Source organism: Hymenobacter sp. 5516J-16, from assembly GCF_022919335.1.
Lineage (GTDB): Bacteria > Bacteroidota > Bacteroidia > Cytophagales > Hymenobacteraceae > Hymenobacter > Hymenobacter sublimis.
On the sequence record NZ_CP095058.1, the window covers coordinates 921,676 to 947,710 of the forward strand.

At 60.5% G+C, this 26,035-nt stretch carries 22 protein-coding genes and 3 pseudogenes; 16 read left to right on the top strand and 9 right to left on the bottom strand.

The features are described from left to right. Positions 1–69: 69 nt before the first annotated feature. The 3 genes from MUN84_RS04520 to MUN84_RS04530 are packed head-to-tail and all read left to right on the top strand — an operon-like array spanning position 70 to position 1,414. Positions 70–531, top strand: coding sequence for an ABA4-like family protein (locus tag MUN84_RS04520; protein WP_244696834.1), 462 nt, complete (start codon positions 70–72; stop codon positions 529–531). An 11-nt stretch (positions 532–542) separates the two neighbouring features. After that, positions 543–878, top strand: a complete 336-nt coding sequence (locus MUN84_RS04525; RefSeq protein ID WP_244696835.1) for a hypothetical protein — start codon at positions 543–545, stop codon at positions 876–878. An 8-nt stretch (positions 879–886) separates the two neighbouring features. Continuing rightward, a complete protein-coding gene (locus tag MUN84_RS04530; RefSeq protein ID WP_244696836.1) occupies positions 887–1,414 on the top strand; it encodes a hypothetical protein in 528 nt (175 codons plus the stop codon). A gap of 293 nt (positions 1,415–1,707) precedes the next feature. On the opposite strand, the pseudogene MUN84_RS04535 reads toward MUN84_RS04530, so the two are convergent. Further along, positions 1,708–4,030, bottom strand: a pseudogene (locus MUN84_RS04535) (GH92 family glycosyl hydrolase). 102 nt (positions 4,031–4,132) lie between these two features. Further along, entirely contained in the window at positions 4,133–5,677 is a 1,545-nt protein-coding gene (locus MUN84_RS04540) for a hypothetical protein (RefSeq protein ID WP_244696837.1), read from the bottom strand. A 590-nt stretch (positions 5,678–6,267) separates the two neighbouring features. Between MUN84_RS04540 and MUN84_RS04545 the strand changes: the two genes are divergently transcribed. The 9 genes and pseudogenes from MUN84_RS04545 to MUN84_RS04585 all read left to right on the top strand — a co-directional run bounded on the left by MUN84_RS04545 (position 6,268) and on the right by MUN84_RS04585 (position 15,089). Next, a complete protein-coding gene (locus tag MUN84_RS04545) occupies positions 6,268–7,434 on the top strand; it encodes a 2-isopropylmalate synthase (RefSeq protein ID WP_244696838.1) in 1,167 nt (388 codons plus the stop codon). Positions 7,435–7,715: 281 nt separating this feature from the next. After that, positions 7,716–9,112, top strand: a pseudogene (gene leuC / locus MUN84_RS04550) (3-isopropylmalate dehydratase large subunit). 155 nt (positions 9,113–9,267) lie between these two features. Continuing rightward, positions 9,268–9,867: a 3-isopropylmalate dehydratase small subunit gene (gene leuD / locus MUN84_RS04555; RefSeq protein WP_244696839.1), complete on the top strand. Its 600-nt coding sequence runs from the start codon at positions 9,268–9,270 to the stop codon at positions 9,865–9,867. Next, positions 9,855–10,978, top strand: a pseudogene (leuB, locus tag MUN84_RS04560) (3-isopropylmalate dehydrogenase). Before leuD ends, leuB begins: the two are co-directional and overlap by 13 nt. Positions 10,979–11,211: 233 nt before the next feature. After that, entirely contained in the window at positions 11,212–12,165 is a 954-nt protein-coding gene (locus MUN84_RS04565) for an alpha/beta fold hydrolase (protein WP_244696840.1), read from the top strand. 6 nt (positions 12,166–12,171) lie between these two features. Then, positions 12,172–13,227: a sensor histidine kinase gene (locus tag MUN84_RS04570; RefSeq protein WP_244696841.1), complete on the top strand. Its 1,056-nt coding sequence runs from the start codon at positions 12,172–12,174 to the stop codon at positions 13,225–13,227. A gap of 23 nt (positions 13,228–13,250) precedes the next feature. After that, entirely contained in the window at positions 13,251–13,721 is a 471-nt protein-coding gene (locus MUN84_RS04575; RefSeq protein ID WP_244696842.1) for a DoxX family protein, read from the top strand. A gap of 85 nt (positions 13,722–13,806) precedes the next feature. Then, the gene (locus MUN84_RS04580) at positions 13,807–14,220 is read left to right on the top strand and encodes a flavodoxin family protein (protein ID WP_244696843.1); all 414 of its coding nucleotides are present in this window, start codon (positions 13,807–13,809) and stop codon (positions 14,218–14,220) included. A 131-nt stretch (positions 14,221–14,351) separates the two neighbouring features. Continuing rightward, positions 14,352–15,089 (top strand): LytR/AlgR family response regulator transcription factor, encoded by a 738-nt coding sequence (locus tag MUN84_RS04585; RefSeq protein ID WP_244696844.1) that lies wholly within the window; start codon positions 14,352–14,354, stop codon positions 15,087–15,089. A 355-nt stretch (positions 15,090–15,444) separates the two neighbouring features. On the opposite strand, the gene MUN84_RS04590 is transcribed toward MUN84_RS04585, so the two are convergent. The 5 genes from MUN84_RS04590 to MUN84_RS04610 all read right to left on the bottom strand — a co-directional run bounded on the left by MUN84_RS04590 (position 15,445) and on the right by MUN84_RS04610 (position 20,740). Continuing rightward, positions 15,445–16,191, bottom strand: a complete 747-nt coding sequence (locus MUN84_RS04590) for a LytR/AlgR family response regulator transcription factor (protein ID WP_244696845.1) — start codon at positions 16,189–16,191, stop codon at positions 15,445–15,447. A 198-nt stretch (positions 16,192–16,389) separates the two neighbouring features. After that, positions 16,390–17,511 (bottom strand): sensor histidine kinase, encoded by a 1,122-nt coding sequence (locus tag MUN84_RS04595; RefSeq protein WP_244696846.1) that lies wholly within the window; start codon positions 17,509–17,511, stop codon positions 16,390–16,392. A gap of 171 nt (positions 17,512–17,682) precedes the next feature. Continuing rightward, complete coding sequence (locus MUN84_RS04600) at positions 17,683–18,375, bottom strand: hypothetical protein (protein ID WP_244696847.1); 693 nt, start codon at positions 18,373–18,375, stop codon at positions 17,683–17,685. Between the two features lie 167 nt (positions 18,376–18,542). Continuing rightward, positions 18,543–19,631, bottom strand: coding sequence for a TonB-dependent receptor plug domain-containing protein (locus MUN84_RS04605; protein WP_244696848.1), 1,089 nt, complete (start codon positions 19,629–19,631; stop codon positions 18,543–18,545). Next, entirely contained in the window at positions 19,598–20,740 is a 1,143-nt protein-coding gene (locus MUN84_RS04610; protein WP_244696849.1) for a TonB-dependent receptor, read from the bottom strand. The genes MUN84_RS04605 and MUN84_RS04610 overlap by 34 nt, the downstream gene beginning before the upstream one ends. A 225-nt stretch (positions 20,741–20,965) precedes the next feature. Here MUN84_RS04610 and MUN84_RS04615 point away from each other — a divergent pair, with 225 nt between their 5' ends. Both MUN84_RS04615 and MUN84_RS04620 read left to right on the top strand, forming a co-directional pair. Continuing rightward, entirely contained in the window at positions 20,966–21,637 is a 672-nt protein-coding gene (locus MUN84_RS04615) for an HAD family hydrolase (RefSeq protein WP_244696850.1), read from the top strand. 375 nt (positions 21,638–22,012) lie between these two features. Next, entirely contained in the window at positions 22,013–22,894 is an 882-nt protein-coding gene (locus MUN84_RS04620) for a pirin family protein (protein ID WP_244696851.1), read from the top strand. Between the two features lie 50 nt (positions 22,895–22,944). Here the strand turns inward: MUN84_RS04620 and MUN84_RS04625 are convergent, their stop codons facing one another. After that, complete coding sequence (locus MUN84_RS04625; RefSeq protein ID WP_244696852.1) at positions 22,945–23,685, bottom strand: DUF6794 domain-containing protein; 741 nt, start codon at positions 23,683–23,685, stop codon at positions 22,945–22,947. Then, positions 23,646–23,948 (bottom strand): DUF6794 domain-containing protein, encoded by a 303-nt coding sequence (locus tag MUN84_RS24425; protein ID WP_410780072.1) that lies wholly within the window; start codon positions 23,946–23,948, stop codon positions 23,646–23,648. The genes MUN84_RS04625 and MUN84_RS24425 overlap by 40 nt, the downstream gene beginning before the upstream one ends. A 236-nt stretch (positions 23,949–24,184) precedes the next feature. Here MUN84_RS24425 and MUN84_RS04630 point away from each other — a divergent pair, with 236 nt between their 5' ends. Next, positions 24,185–25,024 (top strand): PQQ-dependent sugar dehydrogenase, encoded by an 840-nt coding sequence (locus MUN84_RS04630; RefSeq protein ID WP_244696853.1) that lies wholly within the window; start codon positions 24,185–24,187, stop codon positions 25,022–25,024. Then, on the top strand, positions 24,919–25,878 hold the full coding sequence (locus MUN84_RS04635) for a PQQ-dependent sugar dehydrogenase (protein ID WP_244698662.1): 960 nt from the start codon (positions 24,919–24,921) through the stop codon (positions 25,876–25,878). The genes MUN84_RS04630 and MUN84_RS04635 overlap by 106 nt, the downstream gene beginning before the upstream one ends. Positions 25,879–26,035 lie beyond the last annotated feature (157 nt).

The window sequence follows — 26,035 nt, forward strand, 5'->3', positions numbered from 1 at the left end:
CGACCGGTTTAGCGGCGGTGGGGCCACGCTTTTCGTGCAAGTTTACGGCGTCATCAGCTCATTCTTGCCATGCATCTTACGCCCGCTTTCCTGTTTTCCGTGGCCAACCCACTTGCCCTGCTGGGCTGGGCCCTGCTGGTGCTGGCCCCACGCTGGCGCCTCACGCAAGCCGTTGTGCTGAGCGGCGCCCTACCCCTACTGCTGGCCGGCGCCTATGCTCTGCTGATTGGTAGTCACTACCTGAGTCCGCAGGCGGGCCAGGGCGGCTTCAGCTCTCTAACCGAGGTAGCAGCTTTGTTCCAAGACCCGTGGGCACTGCTGGCCGGCTGGCTTCACTACCTCTGCTTCGATTTGAGCCTGGGCATCTGGGAAAGCCTGGATGCCCGGCGGCGCGGCGTGCCACACTGGCTGCTGGTGCCGTGCCTGCTCCTTACTTTCCTGTTTGGCCCGGTGGGGCTGCTGCTTTACTCCTTGGTGCGGCGCTTCTACGGCCGCCACGTTTCGGATTCGGTTTCTGGTGCTACCCGCTAACTCCTGTACCTATGTCTGCCACCCTACCTCTGAAAACAGCTTCAACCTCTACTTCCCAGCCCGCCAACGGCTTCTCCTCACCGGTGGCCTTCGTGGCCGATTGGCTGCGCGTATTGCACCGCGTTAATCCGGTGCTGTCCTGGGCGGGCTGGGGGCACGTGGCTCTGTTGGTGCTAGCACTGGCACTGCTTCCCCTCGACCAGCGCGTGGTTACTGGCCACCTGGTGTGGATAAAGCCGGCCAAATTTGCCCTATCGGGGCTGCTCTACCTCTGGACTCTGGCTTGGCTGCTGGCCGATTTGCCGGCCGCGGCGCAAAAGTCAGTGCGGCGCATTAGCTGGGGGTAGGCCTGAGCATGGTGGTCGAAATGGTATGCATTGTAACGCAGGCGGCCCGCGGCACTACCTCCCACTACAACATTGATAGTGGCTTCGATATGCTGGTTTTTAACCTGATGGGGGTCTTCATCATGCTGAACACCATCCTCACTATGTGGGCCGTGTACTTGGTGTGGCGGCACCGCCCGCATGGTCCGGCGGGCTACGTGTGGGGCGTGCGGCTGGGGTTGCTGCTGTTCCTGCTCGGGAGCCTGCTAGGCGGCATGATGATTCACTTAAACCAGCACACGGTAGGCGCCCCCGATGGTGGCCCCGGCCTGCCTGGCCTGGGCTGGAGCACCCGCGCCGGCGACCTGCGCATTGCTCACTTCCTGGGCCTGCACTCCCTGCAAGTGGTGCCGCTGCTGGGCTGGGCTAGCAGCAAGTGGCGCCCCCGGCAGGCCGTAGCCCTAACCTGGCTGGGTGCCGCGCTGTACGCCGGGGCCGTGGGCTGGCTGTTCGTGCAGGCGCTGCACGGCACTCCGCTGCTTAAAATGCATTCCTAAAGTGCCCCTACGTAACGGCGACACTCTTCTCAACGGTAGCTAAATGCTCGCTTGTAGGCGCTGGGAGTACAATAAATGAACGTCATGCCTGATCTAGCGTCCGCTTGTCGAAGTGTGACGCAAGTTTGGCAACGTCAGCACGCGAGATGTCTCGACAAGCTCGACACGACGTTCTAGTAAAGCAGTGGAGATGCTTCGCAGGGCTCAGCATGACGTGCTTTTTGGTCACTGCCTACGGAACCTAAGTCCGGCTGGCCTACCTAATGGGGCCTGAGCTACACTTGCCTCACTTCCTACTTTCGCCCCTTTAGAGGCTTGCTAAAGGAATACGGCGCGGCTTCCGGGTAGTGCCCCGGGTGGTGGCGGGCGTGGGGGCCATGTCGAAATTAAGGGTAGCGCCTTGCATCAGGGTCTGGTGGCTGAGCCAGTTGTAATTATGGTCCTGGCCATTAACCTGCAGGCCGCGGATGTAGCGGTTATCGGCGCTGTTGTTGGGCGCGCTGAGCACTACCTGCTTACCGTTTTCCAGCTGCAGCGTTACCTTTTTAAAGAGCGGCGCGCCCAGCACGTATTGGTCGGTGCCGGGGCAGACGGGGTAGAAACCCAGGGCCGAAAACACGTACCAGGCGGAGGTCTGGCCGTTGTCCTCGTCGCCGCAGTAGCCGTCGGGGGTGGGCTGGTAAAGGCGGTTGAGCACCTCGCGCGCCCAGTACTGCGCTTTCCAGGGCTGTCCGGCGTAGTTGTAGAGGTAAACCATGTGCTGAATGGGCTGGTTGCCGTGGGCGTAGTTGCCCATGTTGGCAATCTGCATTTCCCGAATCTCGTGAATCACCTCCCATAGTATGACTCATCAAACACCGGCGCCAAAGTAAACACCGTGTCTAGGGTTGCCACGAAGGGCTTGCGGCCGCCCATCAGATCCATCAGGCCTTGCACGTCATGAAACACCGACCAGGTGTAGTGCCAGCTGTTGCCCTCCGTGAAAGCATCGCCCCATTTAAAGGGGTTGAAGGGCGTCTGAAACTTGCCGTTTTGGTTTTTGCCCCGCATTAAGCCGGTTTCTTTATCGAATAAATTGCGGTAGTTCTGGCTGCGCCGGGCGTAGAGGTTGACTTCCTTTTGGGGGCGGCCCAGGGCTTTGGCCAGCTGGTATATCGTAAAGTCGTCGTAGGCGTACTCCAGGGTGCGGGCCGCGTTTTCGTTGATTTTCACATCGTAGGGCACGTAGCCCAGCTTGTTGTAATAGTTTACACCGGCCCGGCCCACGGCCGTCAGCGGGCCGGCGTTGTTGGCCCCGTGCACCAGGGCCTCATACAGCTTGTTGATGTCGTAGCCGCGCCCGCCTTTCAGGTAGGCATCCGCTACCACCGAGGCTGAGTTATTGCCAATCATTACGTTGCGGTAGCCGGGGCTGCCCCACTCTGGCAGCCAGCCACCTTCTAGGTAGGCATTCACCAGCCCTTCCTGCACCTGGGCATTCACGCTCGGGTACATCAGGTTCAGGAAGGGAAACAGGGCCCGGAACGTGTCCCAGAAGCCCGTATCGGTGTAGAGGTAGCCCGGCAGCACCTGCCCGTTGTAGGGGCTGTAATGCACGGGCTTACCGGCGGCATCCAGCTCGTAAAACTTGCGCGGGAACAGCAGGGAGCGGTACAGGCACGAGTAAAACGTACGCAACTGGTCATCGGTGCCGCCCTCCACCTGTATGCGGCCGAGCTGCTGATTCCAGGCCTGCCGGGCTTTTTGCTTCACGGCCTCGAAATCATCGGCCCCAATTTCGCGCAGGTTGATTTCCGCCTGCTCGGGGCTGATAAAGGACGAGGCCACGCGCACGTTCACCTGCTCACCCTTGCGCGTCCGGAAGCCTACTACGGCGCCCGTGTGGTTGGCCTGCGCTTCCAGGCTGCTCACATTCAACTGCTTATCCTGATAGATGGCTGTGCTGGTGAAAGGATGGTCGAACTCCAGCACAAAGTAATTCTTGAAGTTCGCCGGGACGCCCTTGCTGTTGCGGGTAGTGTACCCAATGATCTTGTTTTGCTGGGGTAGCAGCTTCACGTACGAGCCTTTGTCCAGGGCGTCCAGCACCACGTAGGCGCTGTCGGTGCGTGGGAAGGTGAAGCGGAAGCGGGCCGCGCGTTCCGTGGGGGCAATTTCCGTGGTTACGTCGTGGTCGGCCAGGTACACGCGGTAGTAGTAGGGCGTGGCGGTTTCGGCCTTGTGGGTAAACCAGCTGGCCCGGGCATCCTCCTCGAAACGCCGCTTCCCGGTGATGGGCATGAGGGCAAACTGCCCGTAGTCGTTCATCCAGGGTGAGGGCTGGTGGGTCTGCTTGAACCCCCTGATTTTGTCGGCGCTGTACTGGTAAGCCCAGCCGCTGCCCATTTTGCCGGTTTGCGGCATCCAGAAGTTCATGCCCCAGGGCAGGGCAATGGCCGGGTAGGTGTTGCCGTTAGAAAGCTCGGGCTTGGAGTCAGTACCCATCAGCGGATTCACCCACTGCACCACATCGGCAGGTCCCGCGGGCTCCTGTGCCCGTACCGCGCCGGGGGCCAGCAGCCCAGCAGCGAATACTATCCAACGATAAGCCAGGCGGGCAGCGGAGAAGTTAACCATAGAAGGCAAGGCGCAAGAGTAGAGGTAGCTCGCGGCCAATCTACGCCAACTCCGGCAACTTTGGTAGCAGGAAAGCAGGTAGCCTTCTCCCCTGATATTGTTCTATTTCAGCTGTTTGAATTTGCGCCGGATAACTTCCTGCACGGGTACGTTTTCAATCTTGCTTTCCAGCCAAGAAATGATGTCGAGGTAGAGAAAGGGCCGGCGCTCGTAGGGGTTTTCGGCAATGCGGATGAGGTGGTTTTTGAGCTTCACAAAAGCGTCTTTCAGCTGGAAAGGCGCTACGTCGCCGAGGGTACGCAGGAACTGGAAAATGGCCTCCTGCATCTGCTGCTGGTCGTTCATTTTACCCAAGAAGCGGTACACCGAGCGAATCTGGTAGTCCAAGGCCTCGTCGCGGCCAGCCTCGTAGTGGGCAATCAGGTTGAGGATGCGGGCAAAGCACTGAATGTCTTCGCGCAGGCTGGCTTCCTTGAAATAAATGACCTTGTTAAGGTACTCAATGGCTTTGTCGGACTGCCCGCTGCCGAAGTAGAGGCTGGCAATTTTGTAGTAAAACACCAGCCGCCGGTGCGAGTCGAGCTGCAGGCGGAAATAATCCAGCTTTTCCAGCAGCTCCGGAATGATGGTAAGGCCTTCCGTGAACTGCCCGCGCATGAAATACCCATTGAGCCGGTTGGTGTAGATGTACAGAAACAGCAGCATGTCAATGTTGGGGCTGGTGCGCCGGTCGGGGTCGGCGGCGTAGGCTTCCAACTGAGCCAGCACCTGCTCGAACTTACTGTAGTACAGCAGGTTGTGCGCCGTAATCAGCAGATTGTGTAGGCCTTTGATGTAGAGCATGGCCTGCTGTTCGCGCATCAGTGGGTTCTCTTCGAACAGGTCTACCCATTTCTGGGCGTAGCGAAAACACAGGCGGAAATTCTGGGTGATGGTGTAGTACCAGACGTGGGCCTGATAGTAGTACAGCTGCTCAAAGAAACCGGCCTGCCGGGGGTCCAGCACGGGTAGCCCCGCCCGGAAATAAGCCGTGATATTGTCGTGGTCCTGTTGGTTGCGGGTGTGCCCGATTTTCAGGTAGCGGCCGTACATGCGCAAAGCCAGGTTCGACAGTTCATGCTCGCGCGCCACGTGCCGCACCGTGTCCGTGGCCTCATCCGACAGCTCCCGGGCCCGGCCGCGCAGACTGCGGGTAATGTACTGGCCTTCAATCAGCTTCTCAAAATCTAGCGCCAGCAGCACTATGTGCTTCATTTCGGCCTGCTGGGCGGTGGCCTTCACCTTTTCCAGCATGCGCAGGCTCTGTTGGTACAAGCCGCGGTTGTAGAGCACGCGGGCATAATCAAGCTGCTCGTGGAGCTGAATATCGAGGTGGTGGCCGGCGTGGTACATGCGCAAACTGGCCAACAACTGCCGGTACAGGTTGGCTTTGAGGTTGGCTATTTGTACTTTTTTGATGGCCGGCACCTGGGTCAATATCCGCTCCTCATCGTAGCGCAGCTGCCCGTCCAGGGCGTCGAAAAGCTGCAGAAACTTTAGCCCATCAGTGGAGCCCTGGCGGTTGGCAAACAGGCGGAAGTGCCGCTTTTCGGTGCGGGTCAGGGTTTTGATAAGCTGAAAAACCGGGTCGGTACTTTCGTTAGGCATTGTGGTTGTTCTACAGTCAAATTCTTGATTGTAACTTACTTAATTACACAAATAGCAACTGGTAGAGGTAAGAAGGTTCGGTTACTGGAAGTTGTAAGTAGTTAGTACAAAGACTGCCATGCCGAGCGCAACGCAGCAGCTCGGCAGCTGACGTTGTGCTACTAACCAGACCGTGCGAACGAGCTGCTACGCTCTGAATGAAGCCGTTATATGATGTGAAAGCCCTGACTGCCTACGCGAGGTAGTGCTTAGCATGAGGTCGTAAAGATGAGAGGCTCCAGCACTTTTCCACCTTCTAACCCGCAGACCTGCTGCAATTCTTTGCCGCCTCCAAACGACAGACTGAAGCAGAGTAGATAAGAGATTTTACGTCAGTCGTTAGCCAAGCAAGTTCCCTTTACGGCTAAGCGAATGTGCTTTCAGGCATTTGGTCATCGTATTTCAATAAGACATTTCATTATGATTATCAATTAGTTAAACTTCCAAATATATCCGTTAGAAATAGTAAGCCTACCGGCAATTCGTTTTTCCTGACACGCCGAGGCCATGTACTTGCAGGCAGCATTTTTCGCTGACTGAACCCGCACGACATGGCCACGCAAAAAATCCACATCTTCGACACGACCCTGCGCGACGGGGAACAGGTGCCGGGCTGCAAGCTGAACCGGGACGAGAAACTGCTGATTGCCCGCCAGCTCGAGCTACTCGGCGTGGATGTGATTGAGGCCGGTTTTCCGGTGTCGAGTCCCGGCGACTTTGCAGCGGTGGCGGCCATTGCGGCCCAAACGCGCTACGCTACCGTGTGTGGCCTCTCACGGGCCGTGGAAAACGACATCGTCACGGCTGCCGAGGCCTTGAAATCAGCCAAGTACCCGCGCATTCACACGGGCATCGGTACGTCGGAGTCGCACATCCGGTTTAAGCTCTGCACTACCCCCGAGAAAGTGCTGGAACGAGCCGTAGCGGCCGTGAAACTGGCCAAGTCCTTTGTGGAGGACGTGGAGTTTTACGCCGAGGACGCCGGCCGCACCGACAACGAGTTTCTAGCCCGCGTCTGCGAGGCTGCCATCCGGGCAGGCGCTACCGTGCTCAACATCCCCGATACCACCGGCTACTGCCTACCCAGCGAGTACGGCGCCAAGATTAAGTACCTGGCAGATAATGTGCGCGGCATTGAGCACGTGCGCTTGTCTACCCACTGCCACAACGATTTGGGCATGGCCACGGCCAACTCCATTGCGGGCGTGCTGGGCGGCGCCCGGCAGGTGGAGTGCACCATTAACGGGGTAGGCGAGCGGGCCGGCAACACGGCCCTGGAAGAAGCCGTGATGGTCCTGCGCCAGCATCCCTACCTCAATTTCGAAACGGGCATCAACACCAAGCTACTCGCCGAAACCTCGACGATGGTGTCCCACCTCATGTCCATGCCGGTGCAGCCGAACAAGGCCATTGTGGGCGCCAACGCGTTTTCGCACTCCAGCGGCATCCATCAGGACGGCGTCATCAAGCACCGCGAAACCTACGAAATCATTGACCCGCGCGAAGTAGGTATGCCCGACTCGGCCATTGTGCTGACGGCCCGCTCCGGCCGCGCCGCCCTGGCCTACCGCCTCCAGAAAATCGGCTACGACTTCGACCGCACCGCCCTCAACAAGGCCTACGCCTCCTTCCTCGTCCTCGCCGACCGCCAAAAGGAAGTGGTAGACGAGGACTTGCACGTGATGGTGGAGCAGGAGCAACTGGTTGTCGTTGGGTAATCACAAGCCCGTCTACAGAGCAGAGCGCAGGACCTCGCTTGCTAACGCCAAAACGGTTGTAGAGACGCGACACTTCGCGTCTCGGCGTCAGAACGAGTGGTAGTTGAACGACTAGCCTCAGCTGTCCTTCCGAGCAGAGCGAGAAATCTGGGGTAAACTCCTAACGATTTCACCCAGATTCTTCCTGCGTCGGAAGGACAACCTAAACAACATCAGCAATGATTGAGACGCAAAGTGTCGCGTCTCTACATCGTTCTTTTAAGAAGCCCCACCCCTCTCCCATGTCATCCAAAACCTTATTCGATAAAATCTGGGATGCGCATGTGGTGCGCGAAGTAGCCGGTGGCCTCACCGTGTTCTACATCGACCGCCACCTGATTCACGAAGTCACGAGCCCGCAGGCGTTTGAGGAACTGACGACCCGCGGCCTGACCCTGCGCCGCCCCGAGCAGATTGTGGCCACCGCCGACCACAACGTACCCACCCGCCACCAGAACCAGCCGATTCAGGACCCACTGTCCCGCTCCCAGGTAGATAAACTCACCGAGAACTGCGCCAAGTTTGGGGTAGAACTGTACGGTCTGGGCCACCAGTACCAGGGCATTGTGCACGTAATCGGGCCGGAGCTGGGCATCACGCAACCGGGCCTGACCATGGTGTGCGGCGACAGTCATACTTCTACCCACGGCGCGTTCGGGACTATTGCGTTTGGCATTGGCACCAGCCAGGTGACGCAGGTCATGGCCTCGCAGTGCCTGCTGCTCGACAAGCCCAAGCGCATGCGCATTACCTTGGATGGCGAGTTACGGCCGGGCGTCACGGCCAAGGATTTGATTCTCTACGTCATTTCCCAACTAGGCACGGGCGGCGCCACCGGCTACTTCGTAGAGTACGCCGGTAGCGCCATTCGGGGCCTGAGCATGGAAGGCCGCATGACGGTCTGCAACATGAGCATTGAAATGGGCGCCCGCGGCGGCCTTATCGCCCCGGATGCTACCACATTCCGCTACCTGCAAGGCCGCCGTTTCGCGCCTCGGGGCGAGAACTGGAACCGGGCCGTAGCTCACTGGCAGACCCTGTACTCCGACGAAGATGCCGTGTTCGACGCCGAGTTGCAGTTCGACGCCGCAGCCATTCAGCCGATGATAACCTACGGCACCAACCCCGGCATGGGCATTCCACTCTCGGCCAACATTCCGGTGCTCAATGGGGGTAGCGAGGCCACCAGTTTCGATAAGTCGTTGCGCTACATGGGTTTTCAGCCGGGCGAATCCTTGCTGGGCAAAGAAATTAACTACGTGTTTATTGGCAGCTGCACCAACTCGCGCATTGAGGATTTGCGCACGGTAGCAGCCTACGTGCGGGGCAAGCAGAAGGCGGCCCACGTGGAGGCCATCATCGTGCCCGGCTCCAAGCAAGTGGAGCAGCAAGCCATTGCCGAAGGCCTCGACAAGGTCCTGGCCGAGGCCGGCTTCGAGCTGCGCGAGCCCGGCTGCAGCGCCTGCCTGGCCATGAACGACGACAAGATTCCGGCCGGCGCCTACTGCGTGTCCACCTCCAACCGCAACTTCGAAGGTCGCCAGGGACCCGGCGCCCGCACCCTACTCGCCAGCCCCTGGTAGCCGCCATTACCGCCGTAGAAGGCCGCTTGGTGGACATTACGCAGTATGTGAACTAGGTAACCCCACCCCAACCCCTCCCCGATGGGGAGGGACTTAGGTTAGCATTACAACGACTTGTATACAGGACGTTGCCACAGTAATCTAAGCCCCTCCCCACTGGGGAGGGGTTGGGGTGGGGTCCACAACACGAATTCCTACCCCCACTCACCCCATGGAAAAATTCCAAACGCTCCGCTCCGGCGTGGTGCCGCTGCCCATCGAGAACGTGGATACCGACCAGATTATTCCGGCGCGCTTTCTGAAGGCGACGACTCGGGAAGGATTTGGCCAGAACCTGTTTGCCGATTGGCGCTATACTCCTGACGGGCAGCCCAAGGCTGATTTTGTGCTGAACGATGCCCGCTACCAGGGCCACCAGATTCTGCTGGCCGGTAAGAACTTCGGGTGTGGTTCCAGCCGGGAGCACGCCGCCTGGGCCTTGGCTGACGCGAGGTTTCGGGTGGTGATTAGCAGCTACTTCGCCGATATTTTCCGGGGCAATGCCTTGAACACGGGGCTGTTGCCGCTGCAGGTTTCCGATGAAGTGTTGCAGAAGTTATTCGAGGTAGTAGCACAGGATCCGCAGGCAACGCTGACAGTGGATTTGCGGGCCCAGACGCTCACGGTGCCGGGCTGGACCGAGGCCGTGCACTTCGAGCTGGACCCCTACAAGAAGCAATGCCTGCTCAACGGGTACGACGACATCGATTTTCTCATTAGCCAGGAGGCGGCCATTACGGCCTACGAGCAACAACGGTCATGGGTAGTTTAAGCAAACGAATTGTAGTGTTGCCCGGCGACGGGATTGGGCCGGAAGTGTGCAATGAGGCCGTGCGGGTGCTCCGCGCCGTATCTAGCCGCTTTGGCCATGAGTTTACCTTCGACTACCAGCTGATGGGCGCCTGCGCCATTGACGCCACCGGCTCGCCCCTGCCCGAGGCTACCCTGGAGGCCTGCCGCCAAGCCGATGCGGTGCTGCTCGGTGCCATCGGGGACCCCAAGTACGACAATGACCCCACGGCTAAGGTGCGCCCCGAGCAAGGGCTACTGAGGTTGCGCAAGTCGCTAGGGCTGTACGCCAACATCCGCCCCATCACGGCCTACGACCAGCTGCTGGAGCATTCCCCGTTGAAAGCCGAGCGGATTCAGGGCACCGACATTCTGATTTTCCGGGAGCTGACCGGCGGCATTTACTTCGGGGAGAAAGGCCGCTCCGAGGACCGCACCAGCGCCTACGACCACTGCAACTACTCCCGGGAGGAAATTCTGCGCATTGCGCACCGGGCCTTCCAAGCCGCCGAAACGCGCCGCCATCAGCTCACGCTGGTAGATAAGGCCAACGTGCTGGAAACCTCCCGCCTCTGGCGCGAAACCGTGCAGAGCATTGCCCCCAAGTACCCCAGCGTGGCCCTCGACTATCTGTTCGTGGACAACGCCGCCATGCAAATCATCTTGAACCCCAAGCAGTTCGACGTCATCCTGACCGAGAACATGTTCGGCGACATCATTTCCGATGAGGCTTCGGTGATTGCCGGCTCCCTGGGTTTGCTGCCGTCGGCTTCGGTGGGAGATGGAGCGGCCCTGTTCGAGCCCATCCACGGCTCCTACCCCAGGCCAAGGGCAAGGGCATTGCCAACCCCATTGCCACCATCCTCTCGGCCGCCCTGCTGCTCGACCACTTCGACTTACCAGAAGAAGCCGACTGCGTGCGCGACGCCGTGCAGCACGCCCTCGACCAAGGGGTAGTAACGCCGGAACTGAACCCCACCACGCTCTACAGCACCGAGCAGGTCGGCAATTTCATTGCCTACAGCGTGCTCGACATTGCTGATTGCGAGGTGCACCGCAACAACATCAAGCTCGGCATGAGCACTATTATTTAAGAGCAACCCAGGGGTGGGGTGCAAGAAGCCCAGGGGTCAGGCAGCAATGCTTGGCACCTGGGCTTTCTTATGGTAGTGGCATAGGTGTAGTAGCATTCCTTTTGACCTGGCCTTTTCTTCCGTTTCGCCCCGTTGCGGCAGCGCTTCGCCCGGATTGTGCTGGCAGTAAAGACGCGCTTTTCGGATGTTTGACCTGGTTATACTACTTGTCCACGCCTCCTCTCCCATTCCCCATGACCCGCCCCCGCTTCCGTCCCTTTGCCGCGTTACTCGCCAGCTTGCTGCTGCTCACTAGCTTAGGCCAGTTGTGGGCGCAAACGAAATCAGCCTCCCTCACCGCCGGCACTACTACCCTGCTCACCTCCGATTCGGTGCGGCTGGCTGTGCAGGTGGCGGGGCGAGGCACGCCGTGCGTGTTTGTGCACGGTGGCCCTGGGGCGGGCAGCTATTCGTTTGAAAAGCTGGGCGGCAACCGGCTCGAAGACCCACTGCGCATGATCTACTTCGACCAGCGCGGCAGTGGACGCTCGGCCAGCTCCCGGCGCCAGGACTACTCCCTGGCCCGCATGGTGCAGGACTTGGAAGAGTTGCGCCAGCACTTGGGCCTGGAGAAGTGGGTAGTCATGGCGCACTCGTTCGGGGGCACCATTGCCACGGCCTACGCCACCCAATACCCCAAGCGGGTGCAGGCCCTGGTGCTGGTGAATAGTGTGCTAAACCCGCCGGCCTCCTTGGAAAGCATGCTGCAGTACGGCACCTCCTTGCTACCTCCCGCTCAGCAGCCCAACCCCAACCTGCCCCTGATGCAGCGCTTTGGCATGGTGATGGGCGCCTTACAGCAGAAGAAACTGGCCTGGCAACTCCAGTACTCCGCCGATTCTTTGGCGGCCCGGGCCAGCCGCGTGAGCCGGGCCGTACCCGCCAACCAGGACTTCGCTACCCAGGTGTTCAGCGGCCGCCTACCCGATTACGGCCGTGACTACGTGCCTGCTACCGCTCAACTGACCATGCCTACGCTGGTTATTGCGGGCCAAGATGACCAAACTACCGGCGCCACGCCTCAGTCGTTCCGGTTTCCGCGGCAGCAAGTAGTGGTGCTGTCGGGCAAGCACTATTCGTTTCTGGAGCAGCCCGCGCGGTTTCGGCAGGCGGTGGTTAGCTTCGTGCAGCAGCTGCCCCGCAAGTAATACCTCATGCCCCTACCTACCGCCGAGCGTCCCAACCCCATCCGCATCAACGACCGATGGTTTCTGCTGATCGGCATTCCGGTGCTGGCGCTGCTGGTCCTGCTGCCCCGCGGCGTATTGCACATCCGCTCGGGGCCCATATTCTTGCTCAACTGGGTTGTTTCGATTGGCTTTACTTGCTCGTTTTGGCTGACGGGGCGGGCCCTCTGGATCGGGTTGTTTCGCCGGTTTCCGCAGGTAGAGCAAACGACCCGGCGCCTGTGGCTGCTGGCCAGCATCAACACCCTGATTACGGCCGCCGTAACGCTGGTCCTCGGCAGTATTGCCGGCCTGCTGCAAGGTGGGCACCTTACCTGGTCCACGTTTTGGTTTGAATTTGGGCTGAATATGGTGCCCACCATCGTCATTCAGCTTATTTACGAAAGTTGGAATTTCTTTCGGCAGTGGGCCGAGAACGTACGCCGGGCCGAGCAACTGCAGAGCGCCGGGGTGCAAAGTCAGCTCGAGGCCCTGCAAAGTCAGCTCGACCCGCACTTTCTGTTCAATTCCCTGAACACGCTCTCGGCTCTCATTGAGCCCGACAACGAGCCGGCTCAGCAGTTCGTGGAGCAGCTCTCCGACGTGTACCGCTACGTGCTGCTGGCCCGCGAGCGGACTACCGTGCCCCTGAGCGAGGAGCTGGCCTTCGTGGAAACCTACCTGGCCCTGCACAAGGCCCGCTTCCGCGACAACCTGCGGGTAGTGCAGCAGATTCCGGCCGCTGCCTTGCCGCTGCACGTAGCCCCGCTCAGCATTCAGTTGCTGGTCGAAAACGCCCTGAAGCACAACGTGGCCTCGCGGGAGCACCCCTTGGAGCTGCGCCTCAGGGCCGAGGTGGCTACCGGTTACTTCGTGGTCGAAAATACTCTGCGCCCCCGCACCGCCGGACTAGCGGCGGGTACTGGCACCGGCCTGCGCAACGTGCGCCACCGCTACGAGCTGCTGCGGGCCCCGCAGCCGGTGGAAATCAGCGCCGCGGAGGGCTGGTTTCGGGTGCGGCTGCCGCTGCTGCCGGCAGCGTAGATTATCCTTTCCTTCTCCTCTTCATGAAACCACTGTTTGTCTTACTGATCGTGTTTGGCTTGCTCGTAGCCGGCACGTATTTCTTCCGGGGCGAAGCTGATTATCGGCTGGCCGGCAACGGGGCTATGGCGGCTATGCTCCTTTTCACTGGGGCCGCTCACTTTGCCTTCACCCAGGGCATGATGCAGATGCTGCCGGCCTTTCTGCCCGCGAAAAAGGCGTGGGTGTACGCCACCGGTGTACTGGAGCTGGCGGCGGCCGTGGGCCTGCTCTTTCCCTCGCTGCGAGGTATAACGGCTGGTTGCCTACTGATTTTTTTCCTGCTGATTTTGCCGGCGAACATCCTGGCGGCCCGCCGAAACCTCAACTACCAAACGGGCACCCTGGATGGCTCCGGCCCGCGCTACCTCTGGTTTCGGGTGCCCCTGCAGCTGTTCTTTATGGCCTGGACGTGGTACTTTGGCCTGCATCTGGCTGCTGAAACGGCCTTCTAACCAGACGTACTACCCCCGCTTTCATCACCAAGCTCCGAGCGAGGATTACCACCTCCCGAGAGCTTGCTCACGCATCATAACGCCTATGAACAAGCCCCTGGTTATCCTGGGAAGTGCCCGCTCCGATGGCGACACCCGCCGCCTGGTTTCCCAGGTGCTGACTAATGTTCCTCACCAACTAATTGATTTGCAGCAGTGGCCGGTGGCGCCGTATAACTACCCGCAGGAGTACCCCGCCCAGGACACGTTTCTTGCGCTGGCGGACCTGCTGCTGCACCATCCCGTCGTTGTGTTTGCCACACCGGTGTATTGGTACAGCATGAGCGGCAGCATGAAGGACTTCTTTGACCGCCTGACTGAGCTGACCGAGCCTCCGCACAAGCAGCTGGGCCGGGGCTGCGTGGCAAGCACGTATTCCTGCTCGCCGTGGGCTCCGACCAGGAGCTGCCCGAAGGGTTCGAGGTGCCATTTCGCCGCACCGCCGAGTACTTCAACATGACGTTTGAAGCGACACTTTACCAGTCGCTGAAGCAGCCGTTCCCGTCCGAAGCAGCCCGCCTGTTTGCCCAGAGCATCAGCCGCCTCTGCCAGTAATTACCCACGAACTCACCATCTCACCATTTCGCTGGTATGATTGTTCTGCTGCTCGAAGATGAGTACCCTGCCGCCGAGCGGCTCCAACGCCTGCTTCAGCAAGCCGCCCCTGATGCCCAGGTAGCGGCCGTGCTCGACAGCGTGACTGACGCCGTGCAGTGGCTCAGCAGCAACCCGGCCCCGGACCTTATCCTCTCCGATATCCAGCTGGCCGACGGCCTGAGCCTGGAAATCTTCGACCAGCTGCTGGTACGTAGCCCGGTTATTTTTACCACCGCCTACGATGCCTACGCCATCCGGGCCTTCAAGGCCAACAGTGTGGACTACCTGCTGAAACCCGTGAAACTGGCCGAGTTGCAGGCGGCCTTCACGAAGTTGCGGGAGTGGCGCGCCGCGCCGGCCGCCCCAGCGTCTGGGGCGGCCACTGATTCTGCTCACCGCCTGGAGCGCCTGCTCGACACCCTACCCCGCCCCGACCGCCAGTACAAAACCCGCTTCCTGGTGCGCAGCGGCGAGCAGCTCCTGCCCCTGCCCGTGGCGCAAGTAGCCTGGTTCCAGAGCCGCCACGAAACCACTACCCTCGCCACCACCGACAACCGCCGCTTCGTGGTCGACTACACCCTGGAGCAGCTCGAAAGTCTACTCGACCCGCGCCAGTTTTTCCGCCTCAACCGCCAGTTCATTGCCCAGCTACCCGCCGTACAGCGCCTACACCCGCACTTCAACGGCAAACTGCTACTAGACCTGCACCCCGCCCCAGTGAGGAAGTACTAGTCAGCCGCGAGAAGGCCGCCGCTGTGAAAAGCTGGCTGGAAGGGTAAGCGGTGAGATAGTGAAATGGTGATTTGGTGAGTCAGTGATTGAGTGATTGAGTGAAGTGTTGTCCTGGCGAGGACGCAGGACGACGCCATCCGTCCTGACCAACGTGCTACCCCTCTGAAACGTGACCAAGCCCTTGACGCTACCATACGTTAAGGGCTGGTCACGTTTCTAAGCTTGTCACAAATGAGAGGACGGATGGCGTCGTCCTGCGTCCTCGCCAGGACAGAACGGCCAACTCACTGAATCACCATTTCACCACCTCACCGATCCAGCCAGGCCTTGAAGGCGGCTACTTTTTCGCGGCTGACTAGGACGGTGTCATTGTCGGGGCGGTGGGCTTGAGGATGGTTTGGAGGCGGGAGTTGGTGTAGTGGATGATGTCGTGGATGGCCTCGGCGTGGGCTAGGTAGGCGCGGTTGAGGCGGAAGAACTCGGTGGGGTCGAGCATGCCTTCGAGTTGCTCCAGGGTGTAGTCGACCACGAACTTGCGGCCCTCACGGGTGTGGAGTAGGGTTACTTTTTCCAGACTGGCGAAGTAAGCAATCTGCTCCACTGGAATGGCCTTGAGGTGCTCCCCTACCCGCACTACAAACCTCGACTTATACTCCCGGGCCGGCTGGGCCTGGCGTAGTACCTGGGCCAGCAGGTTGGCGTCGAAGGCGGGGGTGGCGGCCTGGCGCTGGCGCTCCAGCTTCTGCAGAGCCGCCGTAAGTTCTTCGGGGTCAATGGGTTTGAGCAGGTAGTCAACGCTGTTCACCTTAAAGGCGCGCAGGGCGTACTTGTCGTAGGCGGTGGTGAAGATGACCGGGCTCTGGATTTCCAGCCGCTCAAACAGCTCGAAACTCAATCCATCGGCCAGGTGAATATCCAGAAAGAGCACATCGGGCGCGGGCCGCACGGCGTGCAGCAGGGCCTCCGCTTCCGCCACCGATTCGGCCGTACCGACTACCTCCACCGGTCGCGGCTGCTTGCGCAGCAGCTCTGTGAGGCGACGGGCAGCTAGCGGTTCGTCTTCAATGATGAGGGCGCGAATCGGGGTAGTGGTGGCGGGCATCGGGGTAGCTTTTACAATTAACGCTAGAACCTAGCTCCTCTCCTCAGCTAAGGAGGGACTGGGGTGGTTGATGAGGGAAGAACGATAGGCAGGCCTAAATCTAGTTTACAGGGAAGGTTCAACGGCTGGTCAACCACTCCCAACCCCTTCTCAACTTAGGAGGAGAGCTAGGCTCTGGCGCTAGTTTTGACCATCAACTTACCGCAGCTCCAGCACTGGCAGCACTACCCCAAACTCCGTGGCCGACTCCTGCACTTGCACAGGTTGGCTGGTGAGAAAGGCGTAGCGGGCGCGCAAGTTTCTCAGGCCCAGCCCCGTCGATTCGCCGTCCGGGAGGCGGCGGGGGCGGCGGGTATTGCTGACGGTGAGCGTACGGGCCTGCGCATCCAGGGCAATGCGAATCTGCAGCGGGTCGCGCTGGGAGGTGGCGTTGTGCTTGAGGGCGTTTTCCAGCAGCAGCTGCACGGCCAACGGGGGCACCAGCAGGGTTTCCAGCGCCGCGGCGGGCACGGTCATTTCTACCTGCACGCCCTCGCCCAGGCGGGTGCGCTGCAGAAACAAGTAGGCCTCCACGAAGCGCATCTCGTCGGCGAGCGGCACCACTTCCTGGTCCTGGCTATCGAGCACGTAGCGGTACACCTGGCTGAGCTGGCGGATGAAGCGCGTGGCCCGGGCCGGGTCGTTTTCCTCGACCAGGGAAGTCAGCGCGTTCAGGGAGTTGAACAGGAAGTGCGGATCGAGTTGGCGGCGCAGGCTGTCGGCCTGGGCCTGGGCGTTTTCCTTCTGCAGGCGCTCGGCCTGGGTGGTGGCATCGCGCCAGCTCAGCAAAAACGAGCGGCTGTGCATAAACAACGACACGACCACCGTAATCAGCAAGGGCATCACAAAGGGCCGCCACGTAATGGAGCGCCAGGACTGGTGGTGATGAAGCACGTTGAAGCCCGTGGTGACGATGAAAATCACAATCAGGGACAAAACCAACGACATAGCCAGCGTAATCAGGAAGCGCTTGATGGGCTGAATCGTCCAGTCGACGCGACGGTTGAGCCACTCGCTGGGAAACCCATTGGCCAGCCACAGGCCCGTGGTATAGCAAAAGTTATAGCCGAAGGTGACCAGAAAGTCCTCGCTCCACACGGCACAGCCCCGGCAAAAAACGAAGCTCAGCCCTACCGATAACGTCAGCATCAGCCCCAGCATGAACGCCCATTTGCGGTGGGGGTAGTGCCGCCCCAGGTCGACCAGGGAGTTTCTTCGCGCCTGCAGCGCCTCCTCAGTAGCTAGGGCCGGGCGATTCGATGGAAAGGCGGATTCAAGCATAACAGCAACTCCTGATGAGCGAATAAAGCAAGCGAAAAGATACCACACCCCCACTACCAGCAGCCTACCCATGCGGCCACGCTGGCAGCCAAATTCATCTTGACCGATGGGCCGACACAACTGCGCCGGCCCAATGGCGTTGCTGTTGCGGTGTAGCGGAGAAGTGCCACTTTAGTTGGCGGAGGCCGTTTCGTAGCTTTTCAGCCGGCCTTTCACCTGCCGCTCGCCCCAGTTGGGAGCCAGCACCGAGCTGGGTTTGAAGGTAGCGAACCGGGCCTGGGCTTCTTGGAAGATGGGCTTGGCTACCTCGGCTCCTCCCCCGAACATGGAGGGCGTGTAGTACACGTTGTTGGCCTGTACCAGGTACACGCGCGGGTTGGCGGGGTTGGTTTTTTTGGCCGCGGCCAGGGTTTCCGTCACTAGCTTAGAGTACTGCATGGAGCGCAGCATGGGCGAAATGCTCAGTCGGGCCTGGTAGATGTAGGCCTGCAGCACCAGCAGCTCCGAGGCCTCGCCGCCCAGCTTGCGGGCCTGGCCCAAGGCCGCTTCTGCCTGATTTAGGTATTGGTCGCGCTGGTCGTCATCTTCCTTGCTGACGAAGGCGGTAATGGTGCGGGCATAGGCCTGGTAGTAACGGGGCAGCCAATCCTGGGGAGCCACGGTGGCGGCGCGCTCCAACTTGGAATCGGCTTGCTTGAGTTTGGCCGGGTCGCCGGTGTTCATGAGTTCCTGAATGGTAGCAGCCAGCAGGGCGGTGTAGGAGTCGGGGGCGGCGGTAGCGGCGGGCGTGGCAGGGGCGGGCTTCTGGGCTACGGCGGCAAAAGAAGCGGCTACCAGGGCGAGGGTGAGCAAGGACTTTTTCATGGGGAGGAAAGGTTTGTGGTGGTTGATGATTCAAAGGTGCGCGCTCCGTAGCCCCCAGGAAATTTGCCGTTACCGAAGTGTCGGATAAGCCGGATGAAGTGTAGGCTCGCATGGGTGGCCTCACCCCCGGCCCCCTCTTCCGCGGAGAGGGGGCCGGGGGTGAGGCCCTACTCCGGCCGCTCGTTCAAATCCAAGGCGTTGTGCTTGTTGATGGAAATGAACAGGGCCACGAACAGCATGCGCGGGGCCGTGGGCGTAAGGGCCACCCGGTTGAATGTGCCGTCGGCGGCGGGCTGGGTGGCGTAGCGGTAGCCAAACACGTTAGGGCGACCCAGCACGTTGGTGGCGGCCAGGTGCAGGATGGTGTATTGCCCGAACAGGCGGGTGATGTAGCTGGCGTTCAGGCTTACGTCCTGGTAGCTGGGCAGCTGGCCCTGGTTGTAGCCGTGTTCGGGGTCGTTCAGGTCGTGGTAGCGGCGGGGGCTGCCGTAGCTGTAGGTAGCGCCCAGCAGGGTGCGCAGGGGCTGAGCCCAGTACTTACCAACTACTGATACGCTGTGGCGGGCCGCAAACATGGGCACCGCGGCCACGGGGTCTTGGCGGTACTGGCGCTTGGTATCCAGGAAGCCGTAGCTGAGGTAGTATTCCAGGTTTTTGATGGTTTTCCGGTCGCGCCACAGTACGTCCAGGCCGCGGGCGTAGCCGGAGCCGCCGTTGTGGTAGGCCTGGGGGTTGCGGGGGCTGTGGCCATCGTAGCGGGTGAGGTGCCGGTAGGTTTTGTAGTAGGCCTCGGCTTGCAGCAGCTGCCGGTCGCGGGTGTACTGGTAGGTGAGCACCGAGTGCGTGGCCTGCTCGAACCGCAGGCGAGGCTGCACCAGCAGCAGGGCGTTATCCGGGCTCTGGTAAAAGCGCCCGTAGGCCCCAGACAGGGAGCTATTCTCGGTGGTTTGGTAGGCCAGGGCCAGGCGCGGCGCGGCGTTCCAACGACCCAGTAGAACCGAGTACTCCGCCCGCCCACCCAGGCGACCGGCCAGCCGGTCTGAGAGCTGAAAGTCGGATTCCACGAAGCCCGCCGCTCTTTTCTCCAGGAAAGAAGGCGTGTAAACAGTTGCCACGGCGGCGTTGGGCTGCACTACCTGGCTGAATTTCTGGGCTAGCACTTCAGCGCCCACTTTCACATTCCAGCGCGTCGCGGCCGAGTCGTTAATGAGCACTAGCCGGCCTACCACGGCCTGCTCTTGGGTAGCAATGCGCACGGTATCGGGGCTAGGTGCTGGTTGTCGTGGCTGAAACCCAGGCCGGTTTGCAGGCTCCAGCCCCGGCGCAGAGGGCTGCGGAAGGTGGTGTTGAGGTAGCCGTTGCCGTTGCGCAGTCCTACCGTTTGGTGGCCGGCCGGCTCGGGGCTGGGCTGCCCGATGCGGAATTGCTGCTGGCTCCAGCGGCCGTACACTTTCAGCATACCCGCCTGCCCCGTGCGGTGCTGCAGCCCCAGCGCGGCAGTCAGGCCCCGCGGCGACTGAAACCACGTCACGTTTTGGGGCAGCAGGCGCTGGTAGGGCGTCAGGTTGGCGTACTCAACGGAGGCGTCCATCGACGTCCGCTCCCAGCGCTTCACCTGCGAAGCACCCACGAATAGGGAGCTGACCGACAGGCCCGTCTGCGTTTCCGGGGCCAGGTCGGTGGAGTTTAGCAGCAGCACCCCGGACAAGGCCTGCCCGTACTGAGCCGAGTAGCCGCCGGTGCTGAACACGGTGCCTTTGAACAAGCTGGGCGAAAACCGGCCGCGCGCGGGCACGGCGGCCACCGTGGCGTTGTAGGGGTTTTGCACCAGCAGCCCATCCAGATACACCTTAGTTTCCGAAGCGGCCCCGCCCCGCACGAACAGCATGCCGTCTTCGCCTACCCGGGTGGTGCCGGGCAAGGTATTGAACGCGGCCGCCACATCGGCCAAAGCCCCGGCCGTGGTTTGAATGTCGCGGGTGTTGAGGGCGGCGCTGCGGTGCTCGTCGCTGGCCTCAAACGCCCCGGCCGTAATAATTACCGAGCCCAGGGCCTGGGGCGTGCTCTTAAGCGTCAGCGCCAGCCGCACCGGCGCGCCATTCAGCGCTACTGGCTTTTCCGTCGTCAGGAACCCGAGCAAACTGGTTTGCAGCATGTAGGAGCCGGCGGCCGGAGTTTCAAACCGGAAGCGGCCCACGGAGTCAGTAGTGGCACCGTCGAAGGTTGTTTTCAGGAACACGTTAGCGCCCGGCAACGGCTGCCCACTGGCGTCGCGGACGGTGCCGCTGAGGGTGGTTGGGGTTTGGGCCAGTAGCAGCAGGGCCGGAGTCAGCAGCAGGAAGGCCAGGAATAACAGACGTTTCATGGGGTAGCGGCGAGGTAGTAAGCCAAAAGTGGCCCGCTGCCGCCGCGCCTGAAACTCGCTGTTACCGAAGCGTCGGATAAGCCGGATGAAGTGTTGTTGCCGGGCCTGCTGACACCTACTATTTCTGCTGCATCCGCGGCTTCCGCGGCCTAACCGCCGTAAACAGCCCAAATTTGCAACTTCCGGGCCCTGCCCCCACAGCTTCTATCCCCTGATCTACTTCTGATGAAAGCCTTTCTCTTCGACCTCAACGGCACCATGATTCACGACATGGACTACCACACCAGCGCCTGGCAGCACATCCTGAACACGGAGCTGGGCGGCAATTTCAGTTGGGAGCAGGTGAAGCCGCAGATGTACGGCAAAAACCAGGAGGTGCTGGTGCGCTTGTTCGGGCCCGAGCGGTTTACGGTGGCGGAAATGGACGAGCTGGCCGTGCGCAAGGAGCAGCGCTACCAGCAGGAGTTTCGGCCCCACCTGGCGCTGCTGCCGGGTCTGCTGGAATTCCTGCAGCAGGCCCACGCCCGCGGCATCCGGCTGGCCATCGGCTCGGCGGCTATTCCCTTCAACATTGATTTCGTGCTCGATGGCCTCGACATTCGCCGCTACTTCTCGGCCATCGTCAGTGCCGACGACGTGACACTGAGCAAGCCCCACCCCGAAACCTTCCTCAAAGCCGCCCAGCTGCTCGGCGTAGCTCCCACCGACTGCCTCGTGTTTGAGGATGTGCCCAAAGGCGCCGAGGCGGCCCAACACGCCGGCATGCCAACCGTCATCCTCACCACCACCCACGAGCCCGCCGAGTTTGCCCACCTGCCCAACGTGCTCCACTTCGCCCCGATTTCCACGACCCATTCATGCAGAAGCTGCTGTAGTTGCAGGCCGGTTGGCAGGTAGCATTAGGGTGCAAGCAGTAGCCGTTTGGCAACGGATGCATAGCGAAAAGACCGTCAAGCAGAGGCAGAGCATAAATATCTGTTTGACAGGTGTTTGCAGCACCTTCTACGCACTCTAGGCTGTGTGTACAACAGAAAATTTTTGAGTCAAAAAAGACCGTCGTGCAGCGCGCAGCGAAGCATCTCGCATGGTATCGTTGCAGTCGTCAGCACGCGAGATGCTTCGCTGCGCTCTGCATGACGGTCTTCTGATTTACCATCCACTTTAGCTCAGCCGAAAGGGCGTTGCCAGCACCTCGGACAAAACCCTGGCGCTGGTAGGGCGGTTGCAACAGCTACTCCCATTTTTTGCTTACCCGTAGCCTAGCTCTTGCTTATGACCCCGACGACCGGCCGCCGTATTTTTCAGGTAATTGATGGCAACAAGAAATTCGTCGGCGACGGCTTCGACGTGACCAGCCCCATGCCAGGGCCCCGCATCCGGCAACTCAGCCCCTTCCTGCTCATCGACCACACCGGGCCCATGCCGGTAGCTCCCACCGAGTCGCCTTTGGGTACCCCGCCCCACCCCCACCGCGGCTTCGAAACCGTGACGGTGGTGTACGAAGGCCACCTGGCCCACCGCGACACGGCCGGCCACAGCGGCACCCTCGGCCCCGGCGACGTGCAGTGGATGACGGCCGGCGCGGGCCTGCTGCACGAGGAGCGCCACGAGCCGGAGTTTGCCCGCCGCGGCGGCACCCTGGAGCTGCTCCAGCTCTGGGTGAACGTGCCCGCCCGCGACAAAATGGCCCCACCCCGCTACCAAAACATCCGCGGCAAAGCCATTCCGGAAGTGGCTACCGCTGATGGGCGCGGCCGCATTCGGGTGGTATCGGGCACATACGAGGGGGTAGCCGGACCGGCCGCTACCTTCTCCCCCATCACCCTGCTCGACGTGCACCTGCCCGCCGGCACCAACACCACTATCAGCTTGCCCGCTGACTATAACGTAGGCCTCTACGTGGTGCAGGGCGCCATTACCATGCACGGCAACCGCCCGGCCGTCACGAAACAGCTTGTGGTGTTCGGCTGGGACTCTACGGACGTACACCTCACCGCCACCGGGGATACCGTGCTGGTAGTGCTGGCCGGCGAGCCTATCGAGGAGCCACTGGCTACCTACGGCCCCTTCGTGATGAACACCAACCGTGAGCTAGTGCAAGCCATTGCCGATTTTGAAAGCGGCGGCATGGGCCAGTTTCCGGAAGATGAGTAGATAGCGGCATACGCTGTACAAACCCGAAACCTGTTGTGCCACCACCAGTTTCATTCTGGTACTTCCACAATTTCGCCTTCCTGCCCATATGCCTCGGGAGGTAATTCGTGAAAGTCATCGATACGACGCTTGCGGAGGAACTGTCTGTAAGGCTTAGAATAATCCGACCGTTTTAGTTTTGGCTGAGGTTGAGAAACTACTGCCGCGCTATCCTGTTCTGGGTTGTCAGCCACCCGAGGAATAGTGGCGTGCCGGTACTCATTTTCATCCAGAGACTTTCCATTCAGGTAGTCGCTGTAACTTTTTAGTAGCACTCCCGACATATTATCGGGGTGGGTGATATTCAGTTCTTCTAAATATTTCTGCAGGCGAGAGCCTCCCCAGAGTCCCCAATTATTTCGCATCCAAAGCCCTAGCCCGAAGTGAAACTTGGCCAGCCCATACTCCGGATCAGGGTGTCGTAGCTGCTCTTTGACAGGCTCCGACAGCATTTTGTCTAACTGTACAAAGCTGTCCGCTAGATTCCGAGGAATATAGATTCCTTGTATGGAATCGGCCACTAGGTTACGCTGGTTTTGCTGCTCGATTACCCGCGCGACGGAGTCACCTTTGGCGGCAAGTTTTTTAGCCTCAACAGCCAGATCGAATGGGCTGTGCTTCAGGTGCCGCAGGTACGACAAGAGCACCAAATGCCGACGTACCTGCCAGCCCTCGTAGCCATAGGCTTCTTGCTTTGTATTGACATAGGTATTCAAATACTGCACAAGTCGGCTATTGGCATCCGTTTCCAACTCTCCCAATTCCCATTCCCCAGAATAAACAACCCGGAGATGTTCTCGAAGTCGCTGGGCGTAAGCCGTTTAAATTTTGCCTTGGCTTTGTCTGTGAGCACTTTATCGAGCTGCTCATTTGCTTCCGTTAGATTTCGAGGTATATAAAATCCATGCTCGTTGATGGAAATAGATTGTCCAGAGCACCAAAGAGTAGACAACAGTAGCCACACCATTATAATGCTTCTCACTGCTTTAGTTGGTTGTATGTCGTGCGAAATCATTGCTTTATAGTAGGAGAAATACTCGTGATAAACTTTGCTTGACAAGTGGCTACATCAAGCTCTAAATAAGGTGGTAAATATAGACCAAACCTTCAAGGTCAACGATAACCCGCCGCCGCGCCGGTAAGTAAGGATAAACCGCCACGAGGCGCGTTTTTTCAACTTAAATATTACCGGGAATGCGGTTCCGATACCTTCTAAGCTGGTTTGCAGCACTAGCAACGCTCTACCCCGCAGTGGCCCAAACCACTACCGGCCCGCTGGGCGAGCAGTTTACCCGGCGCGTGCTTGCGGAAAAGCTCAGCGACCCGTGGGAAGTCACCTACGGCCCCGATAACTTCCTGTGGATTACGGAAGCCCGCGGCTACCGCGTCAGCCGCCTCAACCCCGCCACGGGTGCCCGCCAGGTGGTGTTGGACCTGAGCAAAAACCGCGAATTTCCGCGCTACGACAAGATTCCGGACTCCGTGGACGGGGGCAAGCCCTGGCCGCAGGGCGGCCTGATGGGCCTGGCCCTGCACCCGCAGCTGCTCACCGGCAAGCCCTACGTGTACCTGAGCTACATTTACCGCTATGCGGGGGCCGACCAACCGGGCAACGGCAGCGCCCCCAACTACGGCGGCCACTTCTTCACGGCCCGGCTCGTGCGCTACGAGTACGACGCTCGGGCGCAAACCCTGAGTCGGCCCCTCGTCCTCTGCGACACCATTCCGGCCAGCAACGACCACAACGCCGGGCGCCTGCTTATAGCCCCCGTAGCGGGCCGCGACTACCTGTTCTATTCCGTAGGTGATTTGGGCGCAGGGCAGTTTGAGAACGGTGGGCGGCCCAACCATGCCCAGAGCCCGCTTCCTACGAGGGCAAAGTGTTGCGCTTCCACATTGAGCCCGACGCCGACCACGCCCCCTCCGACCAGTGGATTCCGAATGACAACCCCTTCAATACCAGCCAGCAAAGCGCCGTCTGGAGCCTGGGCCACCGCAACGCCCAGGGGCTGGCCTACGCCGTGGTGGGCGGCACGGGGCGGCTGTACGCCTCGGAGCACGGAGCATTTTCGGATGATGAAATCAACCTAATTGAGCGGGGCAAGAATTACGGGCATCCGCTGGTGCTGGGCTTTGCCGATGGCAACTACAACGGGCTGGCCGCCGCAGCCTCTCACCACGCCAGTTTGCCCGGGCGCTGGCACACTACCTACCCCACCATCAGCAGCGAAAAGGCCAATGCCGCTCTTATTGGGCCTTCTTACCGCAACCCTATTGCCTCGCTTTATCCGCTCAGCAACCAGTTCCTGACCACGGTGCTGGAGCGTACCCGCGCCCACTCGCCCGATGAGCCAACCTGGAACTCCGAGGCTCCCAGCAGTCTGGCCGTGTACACTGGCACGGCTATTCCTGGCTGGCACAATTCCTTGCTGATTCCGGCCCTGAAAAAGGGTAAGCTGATTCGGCTGCAGCTCCACGACCAGGGCACGAGCGTAGCGTCCGACACGCTGATGTACTTCCGCGGCCCGGTCCGTTACCGCGACCTGGCCCTCTCCCCGATGGCACCACGCTCTACCTCGCCACCGACAGTGCAACCGTTACTTCCGGCCCCTCCGAGGAAGCGCCCAACGGCACGGCTTGCCAGGGCTGCATCATTGAGCTGCGATACGCGGGCGGGGGCTGGCCACTACCCCGCCGCTAGCCGGCAAGCGGACAGTCAGCCCGGAAAAGGCATTGCAGGAAGTAACCGCCCTGGTGCAGCGGCTGAAACCCAAAGACCAGCGGGTGAAGCGCGCGGGCCTACCCGCCGCCCAGCAACCTGTCTTCGACTTGCTGCTCAAACCTACCCTCACCGCCCAGGAGAAAACCGAGGCCGAGCGCAATGCCCCGGCCCTGCTCACGGCCCTGCGTCAGCAGTAGGCGCGGCTGGCTCTTTCATCTTATAGCTCCCCGGCCAGGGTTGGTAGCTGGGGTTAGGGCTACCTAGTGGCGCATCGTCATGGGTAGCGGCACGAACCGCTTAGCCATACCCCAGCGACGAACCACTCTCTTTTCGTAACCCGCACATCCTGAATACGGTACCTGTATATACACTAACTACTC

Excerpts from the sequence above, each read along its gene's own strand:
- MUN84_RS04565 (WP_244696840.1), top strand. The coding sequence starts at position 11,212 with ATGACCCGCCCCCGCTTCCGTCCCTTTGCCGCGTTACTCGCCAGCTTG.
- MUN84_RS04615 (WP_244696850.1), top strand. The coding sequence starts at position 20,966 with ATGAAAGCCTTTCTCTTCGACCTCAACGGCACCATGATTCACGACATG.
- MUN84_RS04620 (WP_244696851.1), top strand. The coding sequence starts at position 22,013 with ATGACCCCGACGACCGGCCGCCGTATTTTTCAGGTAATTGATGGCAAC.
- MUN84_RS04610 (WP_244696849.1), bottom strand. The coding sequence starts at position 20,740 with ATGAAACGTCTGTTATTCCTGGCCTTCCTGCTGCTGACTCCGGCCCTG.
- MUN84_RS04580 (WP_244696843.1), top strand. The coding sequence starts at position 13,807 with ATGAACAAGCCCCTGGTTATCCTGGGAAGTGCCCGCTCCGATGGCGAC.
- leuD (WP_244696839.1), top strand. The coding sequence starts at position 9,268 with ATGGAAAAATTCCAAACGCTCCGCTCCGGCGTGGTGCCGCTGCCCATC.
- MUN84_RS04585 (WP_244696844.1), top strand. The coding sequence starts at position 14,352 with ATGATTGTTCTGCTGCTCGAAGATGAGTACCCTGCCGCCGAGCGGCTC.
- MUN84_RS04600 (WP_244696847.1), bottom strand. The coding sequence starts at position 18,375 with ATGAAAAAGTCCTTGCTCACCCTCGCCCTGGTAGCCGCTTCTTTTGCC.
- MUN84_RS04575 (WP_244696842.1), top strand. The coding sequence starts at position 13,251 with ATGAAACCACTGTTTGTCTTACTGATCGTGTTTGGCTTGCTCGTAGCC.
- MUN84_RS04590 (WP_244696845.1), bottom strand. The coding sequence starts at position 16,191 with ATGCCCGCCACCACTACCCCGATTCGCGCCCTCATCATTGAAGACGAA.
- MUN84_RS04595 (WP_244696846.1), bottom strand. The coding sequence starts at position 17,511 with ATGCTTGAATCCGCCTTTCCATCGAATCGCCCGGCCCTAGCTACTGAG.
- MUN84_RS04520 (WP_244696834.1), top strand. The coding sequence starts at position 70 with ATGCATCTTACGCCCGCTTTCCTGTTTTCCGTGGCCAACCCACTTGCC.
- MUN84_RS04570 (WP_244696841.1), top strand. The coding sequence starts at position 12,172 with ATGCCCCTACCTACCGCCGAGCGTCCCAACCCCATCCGCATCAACGAC.
- MUN84_RS04540 (WP_244696837.1), bottom strand. The coding sequence starts at position 5,677 with ATGCCTAACGAAAGTACCGACCCGGTTTTTCAGCTTATCAAAACCCTG.
- MUN84_RS04545 (WP_244696838.1), top strand. The coding sequence starts at position 6,268 with ATGGCCACGCAAAAAATCCACATCTTCGACACGACCCTGCGCGACGGG.
- MUN84_RS24425 (WP_410780072.1), bottom strand. The coding sequence starts at position 23,948 with ATGATTTCGCACGACATACAACCAACTAAAGCAGTGAGAAGCATTATA.
- MUN84_RS04525 (WP_244696835.1), top strand. The coding sequence starts at position 543 with ATGTCTGCCACCCTACCTCTGAAAACAGCTTCAACCTCTACTTCCCAG.
- MUN84_RS04530 (WP_244696836.1), top strand. The coding sequence starts at position 887 with ATGGTGGTCGAAATGGTATGCATTGTAACGCAGGCGGCCCGCGGCACT.